Origin of the sequence: Clostridium porci (genome assembly GCF_009696375.1) — a bacterium.
In the GTDB taxonomy this organism is placed as follows: domain Bacteria; phylum Bacillota; class Clostridia; order Lachnospirales; family Lachnospiraceae; genus Enterocloster; species Enterocloster porci.
The window spans coordinates 1-7,819 of sequence record NZ_VUMD01000038.1; the positions used below are offsets into that span (position 1 = coordinate 1).

The 7,819-nt window shown below is 52.2% G+C and carries 7 protein-coding genes; all 7 read left to right on the forward strand.

Translation table 11 applies throughout. The annotated features are described in order from the left end of the window. Nucleotides 1-40: 40 nt before the first annotated feature. The 7 genes from FYJ39_RS19910 (at nt 41) to FYJ39_RS19940 (ending at nt 7,720) form a co-directional block, all read left to right on the forward strand. Nucleotides 41-1,915, forward strand: a complete 1,875-nt coding sequence (locus FYJ39_RS19910; protein ID WP_038286029.1) for a recombinase family protein — start codon at nt 41-43, stop codon at nt 1,913-1,915. A gap of 78 nt (nt 1,916-1,993) precedes the next feature. Next, complete coding sequence (locus tag FYJ39_RS19915; protein ID WP_002592869.1) at nt 1,994-2,185, forward strand: transposon-encoded TnpW family protein; 192 nt, start codon at nt 1,994-1,996, stop codon at nt 2,183-2,185. Nucleotides 2,186-2,319: 134 nt separating this feature from the next. After that, nucleotides 2,320-2,616: a hypothetical protein gene (locus FYJ39_RS19920; RefSeq protein WP_002592868.1), complete on the forward strand. Its 297-nt coding sequence runs from the start codon at nt 2,320-2,322 to the stop codon at nt 2,614-2,616. Nucleotides 2,617-2,801: 185 nt separating this feature from the next. Next, nucleotides 2,802-3,635 (forward strand): methyltransferase domain-containing protein, encoded by an 834-nt coding sequence (locus FYJ39_RS19925; RefSeq protein WP_046920570.1) that lies wholly within the window; start codon nt 2,802-2,804, stop codon nt 3,633-3,635. Nucleotides 3,636-3,766: 131 nt separating this feature from the next. Beyond that, nucleotides 3,767-4,063, forward strand: coding sequence for a DUF3847 domain-containing protein (locus FYJ39_RS19930; RefSeq protein WP_002592867.1), 297 nt, complete (start codon nt 3,767-3,769; stop codon nt 4,061-4,063). A 231-nt stretch (nt 4,064-4,294) separates the two neighbouring features. Then, a complete protein-coding gene (mobQ, locus tag FYJ39_RS19935; RefSeq protein ID WP_038286028.1) occupies nt 4,295-5,803 on the forward strand; it encodes a MobQ family relaxase in 1,509 nt (502 codons plus the stop codon). 15 nt (nt 5,804-5,818) lie between these two features. Continuing rightward, the gene (locus tag FYJ39_RS19940) at nt 5,819-7,720 is read left to right on the forward strand and encodes an AAA family ATPase (RefSeq protein WP_002592865.1); all 1,902 of its coding nucleotides are present in this window, start codon (nt 5,819-5,821) and stop codon (nt 7,718-7,720) included. Nucleotides 7,721-7,819: the final 99 nt, after the last annotated feature.

Below are 7,819 nucleotides of genomic sequence, written 5' to 3' on the forward strand. Positions count from 1 at the left end.
GCCCGATGGAGTGCATAATCTTAAGTGTAAAGAACTCTACATGGACGCACAGGAGGATATGCACATGAATGATTACAACAAAATCACAGCCCTTTACTCCCGCCTTTCCGTAGGCGACGAGGACAGGGACGGCGGCGAAAGCAACTCCATACAGAACCAGAAGAAGTTTTTGGAAAGCTACGCCAGACAGCTAAAATTGACGAATATCCGGCACTACATTGACGACGATGAAAGCGGCAGATTTTTCGACCGCTCCGCCTACTCCCGCATGATAGAGGACGTAGAAAACGGTAAAATCGGCGTGTGTATTATGAAAGACATGACCCGCTGGGGGCGCGACTATCTCCAAGTCGGCAACGCTATGGAGATATTCAGACGGAACAATGTGCGCTTTATCGCGGTCAACAACGGGATAGACAGCGAGAAGCCCGACACATTGGAGTTTGCGCCCTTTATCAACATCATGTCGGAGTGGTACGCAAAGGACATCAGCAAGAAAGTAAAGACCGGCATTAAGACGAAGGGCATGAGTGGAAAGCCGATTGCCACCGAAGCTCTCTATGGCTATGTCAAATCCCCGGACAACAAGGATTTTTGGATAATCGACGAGGAAGCCGCCGGAGTTGTCCGTTTGATTTTTCGCCTGTTTCTGGACGGGAAAAACCGCAACCAAATCGCCGTATATCTGACGCAGGCGCAAATCCCAACGCCCACATTCTACATGAAAGAGCGCGGGCGGGGAACGTGCAAAAACAGGGCGCTCAATGAGGATAACCGTTACAAGTGGAACAAAGCCACTTTGACCCATATCCTTACACGGCAGGAGTATTGCGGCGATGTAGTCAACTTCAAGACTACAAAGCATTTCCGGGACAAGCGGAACCACTATGTAGACCGGAGCCAATGGCAGATAACCGAAAATGTGCATGAGCCGATTATTGACCGCGCCGACTTTGAAACCGCACAGCGGATTTTGGAAAACGCGCCCGTCAGACGCCCCAACGGGGACGGGGAAATCCACCCTTTGTCGGGCTTGCTTTTCTGTAAGGATTGCGGCGCAAAAATGCACATCCGCATAGATTACAGAAACGGCGGCAAGCGGCACGTTGCCTATTGCAGCGAGTACCACAAGGGAAAAGCCAAAAACCCCAAATGCCATTCCCCGCACATCATTGACGCGGACTTGCTCATGCAGACCGTCGCGGAAGTGCTGAAGAAAATCGAGGACTATTCTATCAGCAACCGGGCGGAGTTTGAAGCCTTAGTGAAAAAGAACCTTGCCATGCAGCAGACCGACCAGACCAAAAAGCAGCAGAAGCGTATCCCACAAATCACGACGCGCCTTGAACAGATCGACAAGGTGCTGAACAAGCTCTATGAGGACAACGCCCTCGGCACTATCCCGCAAGACCGCTACGAGCAAATGTCGCAGAAGTATTCAGAAGAATACTACGCATTGAAAACGGAGCTTTCCATACTCCAAGAGCAGCTATCCGCTTATGAGAACGCGGGAGGACGGGCGCAGAAGTTTTTGAAGCTGACGGAACGCCATGCCGCCTTTACTGACCTCACCCCCGCCATTCTCAACGAGTTTATCAGCAGGATTGAAGTGCATGAGCGCGACCAGAAAAGGGCGAGATACGCAATCCAGCACATCAGCATATATTTCAACTATATCGGCAGATTTGAGAACGAAGTAACGCAGCTTGCAGAGCCGACAGAGCAGGAAATCCGGCAAATGCGGGAAGAAATCGAAGAAGCCAAAAAGGAAAAGAGCCGCGCCTACCACCGGAAGTATTCAAGGGAGTACCGGGCGCGAAACCTTGAAAAGCAGCGGGAGTATGAGCGTATCAAGGCGCGGGAATACCGGGCAAGGAGAAAGGCGCAGACCGCCGCCGCACAGCCCGCACAGTAAAACAGAATAACCGACAACCAAGAGGGATTTTCCGGCTACGGGAAGTCCCTCTTTTGTGCCCGGAGAAAGGAGCTGCCTATGGCAGAACAGACCCCCGACAGTATCATCACGACGCAGAGAAACGGGCAGACTATTGTTGCGGAGTTATTTTTCAATCACAGCAGCACAGAAACATTCCGCGACAAGCTGCTCAAGACGATACTTGCCGACAGTTCGTGTTTATCTGCGTCTGACGGTCAAGAGCCGGAAAAATCGGAAATCTTGCGATAACAGCCGCCCCGACGATACATTCCACGTCCGGGCGGTTTTTATCGTCAAAAACGCCGTTTTCTCCAAGTCAAGAGCCGGAGAAAACACCCGAAAAATGCCCCTATTGCGTAACAGGGGCACAGAAAGGAGTTTGCATGAGAACAGGGCTTACCAAGCAGGAAAAGACCACCGATATTTGGTTTGACGAGAAAGACCCCCTTATCCATATCCGCACCCACAACACCGCCTTGAAAAAGCGTCTGCTTGCATACAGCCGCCGTTATCCGGCGATCTGCCAGCAGACTGACGCAGACCCGGAAACGGGCTGCATGGAGTTTGACATTGAGAAAGGCCGCTTCTCTTTCCGTCTGACCGCCCCATACAGCGAGGAACGGCGGGAAGCGGCGCGGCGGTATGCCAGAGAGAGCAACGTCGCCGACAGGCTGAAATAGAGTTGAAATGTTCATAGTTTTGTGCTATACTTTTTCTAAAAGCAGAGTAATACTGCGGAATTGATTGGAGGACAACACAATGGTTACATTTATGAGATTAAGATAAAACCGCGAGTTATGTTGCGGTTATCCGTATTGCATAACTCGCTTATTGAAGCAGAGATGTAATTACGGAGGAAAAACAAATGAATAATAATTTATCACGCTTTGCAGACAGCAAGGTTTATTTTCAATGCCCAATTTGCACAAAATCAATGGATATACAAGGCAATAGCCTAATTTGTAGACATGGACATTGCTTTGATATTTCAAGATATGGGTATGTAAATTTGTTGTTAAAATCATCGCCCAAAACCAACTACAGCAAGCGGTCTTTTGACAACCGGCACCAAATTTTGGAGTATGGCATGTATGATGTTGTGTTGGAGAAAATCATACAGTTTATTTCTGATACGCCATCTATAAGAAACATTTTAGATGTTGGTTGCGGCGAGGGTTTCTATGCAAGGCAGATACAGCAAAGAACAGAACGAAACATCTTTGCCTTTGACTTGTCAAGGGAGGCAATACAGATTGCATCAAAAAAAGACAAGCGCAAAGCAGTGAAGTGGTTTGTTACTGACTTATCAAAAATCCCTTTGAAAGACGGAAGTATGGATTGTATTTTAGACATATTTTCGCCTGCACACTACAAAGAATTTCAGCGATTGCTATCTCCTAACGGATATGTTGTGAAAGTAATTCCTACGAAAAATCATTTGAGGGAAATCAGGACTAAAGTGCAAGCACACTTGAAAAATCCAGATTATTCAAATGAGTCTGTCGTTGAACATTTTGAGAAATATCTTAAAACCATTTCAAGAGAAACGGTTTCAGCCACCGTACAGTTGTCATCAGAACAAAGAATGTCGTTTATTGAAATGACGCCGCTTCTCTTTTGCGTTGAAAAAGATTGCGTTGATTGGCGTACTCTCACACATTTGACAATCGAAGCTGATGTTTTAATAGGAATGTATTAAAGGGCGTATTGATATTTAATATTCCCATTTATTGAGCAGAACGGAGTAAACCAAACACCCTAATCAAAAGGACAGCCGAGGAAATCGACTGTCCTTTTTCTATGCCGACAGGTAGAAAGGAGTGACCACCCATGACGAAACCGAGAGAAAAAAAACGCGAGGAATTGCAAGCCGAGATTGAGGACGGGAAGAAGAAAATCCGGCAGCTTGAAAATCGGGAAAAGGTGTTGCGGCAAAAGTTATCCCAAGAGGAACGCCGGACGCGCAGCCACCGGCTGGTCGTCCGAGGCGCAGTCTTTGAGAGCATTGTGCCGGAAGCCAAGACCATGACCGATGAGGAAGCCGCCGCCTTTCTCCGGCTTGCCCTGACGAGCGAGGAAGCGCGGGCTTATCTGAAAAAACGCACCGAGGGCGGGAAAAGCGAATAATCCCTTTGGAACAAAGGGCGCACTTATACACCCTTGCGGGCGTGTGCGCTCTGCCGAGGGCGTATCTCCGCACAGGGAACTTTCCCCGCGCTCCGATATGGCGGCTTTGCCGCAACAAGGGGCTGCACCCCTTGCGCCGCTTACGCGGCTATCCCTGCACACCCACAAAAACAGTACACCCGCCGTTGGCGTCTGTACCATTTTTGCGGGTTTGGTTATCCTATCCGGGAGGTGATACCCATAGCCATTTACCATTGTAACATCGGCATTGTGAGCCGAGGAAAAGGCAAGTCAGCCGTTGCCGCAGCCGCCTATCGAAGCGGCGAGAAAATCACAAACGAGTGGGACGGAATGACCCATGACTACACCCGCAAGCGCGGCGTTGTCCATACGGAAATCCTACTGCCGCCCCATGCCCCGCCCTCTTTCTCTGACCGTTCAACCTTGTGGAACAGCGTGGAGCTTTACGAGAAAGCCGGGAACGCCCAGCTTGCCAGAGAGATTGACGCAGCACTCCCCATAGAATTATCCAGAGAGGAACAGATCCGGCTTGTCCGTGAATACTGTTCCTCTCAATTTGTTTCAAGAGGAATGTGCGTTGATTTTGCCATTCACGACACCGACAGCGGCAACCCCCATTGTCATATCATGCTTACCATGCGCCCCCTTGACGAGCGCGGCGCATGGGCGGCGAAGTCCAAAAAGGAATATGACCTTGACGAGAACGGCGAGCGCATACGCTTACCAAGCGGCAGATACAAGACACACAAAGTTGACCTCACAGGCTGGAACGACAAGGGCAACGCGCTTTTATGGCGCAAGGCATGGGCGGATATTTCAAACGCCTACCTTGAACGCGCCGGACACCCGGAGCGTATCGACTACCGCAGCAACGCCGAGCGCGGCATTGACGAGCTGCCCACCGTCCACATGGGCGTAGCGGCCTGTCAAATGGAGAAGAAAGGCATAGCCACCGAGAAAGGCGAGCTGAACCGGAATATCCGAAAGGCAAACCGCCTTATCCGGGAAATCAGGGCGCAGATTGGAAAGCTCAAAGAATGGATTGGCGAACTGTTCAAGGCGCGGGAAACCGCCCCGGAGCAGCCCCCGCAATCCCCCGGCCTTGCAAATCTGCTGATGAAGTATTTAAGCGTTCAGAGAGAAAAGAGCCGGAAGTATTCGCAGAGTTGGCAAAGGCAGCACGCCGCCGATGAACTGAAAACCGTTGCAAAGGCGGTCAACTATCTTTCCGAGCATGGTATTTCTACCCTTGCGGAGCTGGACGCTGCCCTTTCCTCTGTCAGCGACCAAGCCGACGCTATCCGGGAGGGCATGAAAACCGCCGAGAAGCGCATGAAAGAATTGCAGAAATTGATTGAATACGGGAAGAACTACACCGAGTACAAGCCCATTCACGACGAGCTGAAAAAGCTGAAAAATGGCTGGACGAGCAAGCGTGACAAGTACGAGGAAGCCCACCGCGCCGAGCTTACGCTATGGAACGCAGCGAGCCGCTATCTCCATGCAAATCTGCCGAAAGGGACAAAGACCTTGCCTATCTCTGAATGGGAAAAAGAGTACGCCACTCTCAGCGGGCAGAGAACAGCGGAATATACCAAGCTGAAAGAAACCCGCGCCGAGGTTGCCGAGCTGCACAATATCCGCAAGTGCGTTGATATTGCACTGAAAGCCGACCAGCCGGAGCAGACCCGCGCCAAGCGGCACGACTTAGAACGATGAATGGAGTTGAGATTTTTGTACTACACCCAAGAACAGATAGACCGGGCGAATCAAGCCGACCTTGTTTCTTTCCTGCAATCACAGGGCGAGCAGCTTACCCGCGCCGGGAATGAATACCGCTGGAAACGGCACGACAGCTTGACCGTCCGGGGAAACAAATGGTACAGGCACAGCCAGAGCAAGGGCGGCGGCCCCGTTGATTTTGTTATAGAGTTTTTCGGCAAGAGCTTCACCGAAGCCGTGGAACTTCTCACAGGAGAAAAGGGAGCCGCACCGCCGCCGGACAGACCTTGCCCCGCGTCCCTTTCCGACTTCCGGCTACCACCCCCAAACAGCGACAACCGAACAGCGAGGAACTACCTCACAGCAGCCCGCCGCATTGATGAAGATGTGACGGGCTTTTTCTTTGCCCGCGGCGATATTTACGAGGACGCAGCCCACCACAACGCCGTATTTGTGGGGCGGGACGAGGACGGAATACCGCGCTACGCCCACAGCAAGGGAACGGCGGGAAACTTCCGGCTCGATGTGAAAGGCAGCGACAAAGCCTTTAATTTCTGTTACCGGGGCGAGGGCGACAGGCTTTTTGCCTTTGAAGCCCCCGTTGACCTGCTCTCTTTCCTCTGCCTGTTCAAAAAGGAATGGCAGAAGCAGAGCTATTTGTCATTGGGCGGCGTGGGAGAAAAAGCCCTATTGCGTTTCCTTTCTGACCGTCCGAACATCAAGACCGTTTACCTCTGCCTTGACAGCGACCAAGCCGGAAACGACGCTTGTAGCCGCCTTGCGGAGCTTGTGCCGGAGGGCTTGACCGTCCACCGCCTTGTGCCGCTGTTTAAGGACTGGAACGAGGTATTGCAGCACCGGGCAGAAATCACAGACGGGAAGTATATCCAGGAAGCAGTTTACGGCCTGAAAGAGCCGCCGCAGGAAGAAACCGTCGAGATTATCCGCATGAGCGAGGTTGACACGCAGACCGTTGAATGGCTATGGGAGCCGTATATCCCTTTCGGGAAAGTAACCATTGTGCAAGGCAACCCCGGCGAGGGCAAGACCACCTTTGCCCTACGCCTTGCCGCTGCCTGCACCACCGGGGGAACGCTGCCGGGAATGAAGCCCCTGCCGCCATTCCAAGTGATTTACCAGACCGCCGAGGACGGGCTGGGCGATACCGTCAAGCCCCGCTTGATAGAAGCCGAAGCCGACCTTGACCGCGTGCTTGTGATTGATGAAGCCAAGCGGGAGCTTACCCTCTCCGACGAGCGCATAGAAAAGGCAATCACGCAGAACGGGGCGCGGTTGATTATCCTTGACCCAATACAGGCGTACATGGGCGAAAAGACCGACATGAACCGGGCAAACGAAGTGCGCCCCATGTTCCGCCGTCTTGCCGATGTTGCCGAGCGTACCGGGTGCGCCGTTATCCTTATCGGACACTTGAACAAAGCTGCCGGAGGGCAGAGCGCATACCGGGGCTTAGGTTCTATCGACTTCCGCGCCGCAGCAAGGAGCGTCCTGCTGATCGGGCGCGTGAAGCGGGAGCCGAATGTGCGTGTTATCGTCCATGACAAATCTTCCCTGGCGCCGGAGGGCAAGCCCGTTGCCTTTTGCCTTGACCCGGAAACAGGCTTTTCATGGATAGGCGAATACGACATAACCGCCGACGAGCTGCTATCCGGCGCGGGCGGGAACACCGCCACCAAGACCGAACAAGCCGAGAAGCTGATACTTGACCTGCTTGCAGACGGGAAAGAGCTTGCCAGCGAGGACATTGTAAAGGCCGCAGCCGAAGCCGGAATATCCGAGAGGACGGTACAGAACGCCAAGCGCAACATGGGCAGCATTTTGGGCGCAAGGCGTGTCGGCGGTCAATGGTATAACTTCATCAAGAAGAAGCAGCCGCCCGAACCCGCAAGCTGAAAGTGCAAAACGCAGACCCTTTGCACTTTGCACTTTCGCACTTTCACAAGAATTTGCGTCAATAACTCAAAAAAGCACTTGACAAAACGCTTCATGGGG

Excerpts from the sequence above, each read along its gene's own strand:
- FYJ39_RS19910 (WP_038286029.1), top strand. The coding sequence starts at position 41 with ATGGACGCACAGGAGGATATGCACATGAATGATTACAACAAAATCACA.
- FYJ39_RS19915 (WP_002592869.1), top strand. The coding sequence starts at position 1,994 with ATGGCAGAACAGACCCCCGACAGTATCATCACGACGCAGAGAAACGGG.
- FYJ39_RS19920 (WP_002592868.1), top strand. The coding sequence starts at position 2,320 with ATGAGAACAGGGCTTACCAAGCAGGAAAAGACCACCGATATTTGGTTT.
- FYJ39_RS19925 (WP_046920570.1), top strand. The coding sequence starts at position 2,802 with ATGAATAATAATTTATCACGCTTTGCAGACAGCAAGGTTTATTTTCAA.
- FYJ39_RS19930 (WP_002592867.1), top strand. The coding sequence starts at position 3,767 with ATGACGAAACCGAGAGAAAAAAAACGCGAGGAATTGCAAGCCGAGATT.